The organism is Brevibacterium mcbrellneri ATCC 49030 (assembly GCF_000178455.1).
GTDB classification, from domain to species: Bacteria; Actinomycetota; Actinomycetes; order Actinomycetales; family Brevibacteriaceae; genus Brevibacterium; species Brevibacterium mcbrellneri.
On the sequence record NZ_ADNU01000092.1, the window covers coordinates 1 to 986 of the forward strand.

At 56.2% G+C, this 986-nt stretch carries 1 protein-coding gene; it reads left to right on the forward strand.

Annotated features, from left to right (window positions below; all coding sequences use genetic code 11):
• A partial coding sequence (locus tag HMPREF0183_RS11690; RefSeq protein WP_050775426.1) for an IS1249 family transposase occupies positions 1-986 on the forward strand: 986 nt, incomplete at both ends.

Consider the following 986-nt stretch of genomic DNA (forward strand, 5'->3'; position numbering starts at 1 on the left):
GAAATGGCTAGAAAGCAACCAACCTCGCCACGACTTCAGTACCAGCACCCGTTCGTTTACCCGGCATACACAGTGGTGCTGGAATGTGGCACCAACCGTGGTGCCTACCGGCGAAATACACCACCAGATCATGCTTGATGGCACCTACTTCAACGGGTGGTGCGTACTCATCGCACACACCGGCACCCATGTCATTGACTGGCAATGGTGCGACCGCGAAAAACTCGCCTCCTGGACAGCACTACTAGCCCGAATCCCACCACCGGACTACGCCATCATCGACGGTAACGGGCCCCTACACCGAGCAATCAAAAACTGCTGGCCACACACCCGAATCCAACGTTGCTACTTCCACATCCGCAACACCGCACACCGACACCTGACCCGGACACCAAAACTGCCAGCAAACAAAGAACTCCTCGCCTTATACAAAGCCCTATCCAAGGTCCAAAACACCGACCAAGCCGCTACCTGGACAGCAGGATTCCTCCACTGGGAAGCCACCTGGAACACGTTCCTCAAACAACGCACCTACGCCACAAAGAACACGCCACGACCAGCCCACGCAAGCCCGCACCAGAAATGGTGGTACACCCACATCCACACCCGACGCGCACACAAACTCTTAGCCACACTGCTGACCACTAACGAGCTCTTCACCTGGCTGAACACCCACACAAAACGACCAGTCGCGAACACAACAAACCCGCTAGAAGGAGGTCCGAACAAAGCCATCAAAGACTTCCTAAGAAACCACCGCGGACTCACCATCAACCACGCCCGCCGTGGCATCGACTGGCTACTCTACAAAGCCACACACAACCCCAAAGACCCCTGGGACTTCGTCACCGAAACCCACTGGAACCCACCACAACCACACACCCACACACAACCCGACGAACCCATCGGACCAGCAGAATACGACACCAGATTCACCTACGAAGACGGCATCAAACTCCGACAAGGATGGGCCGGAAAACACCCCT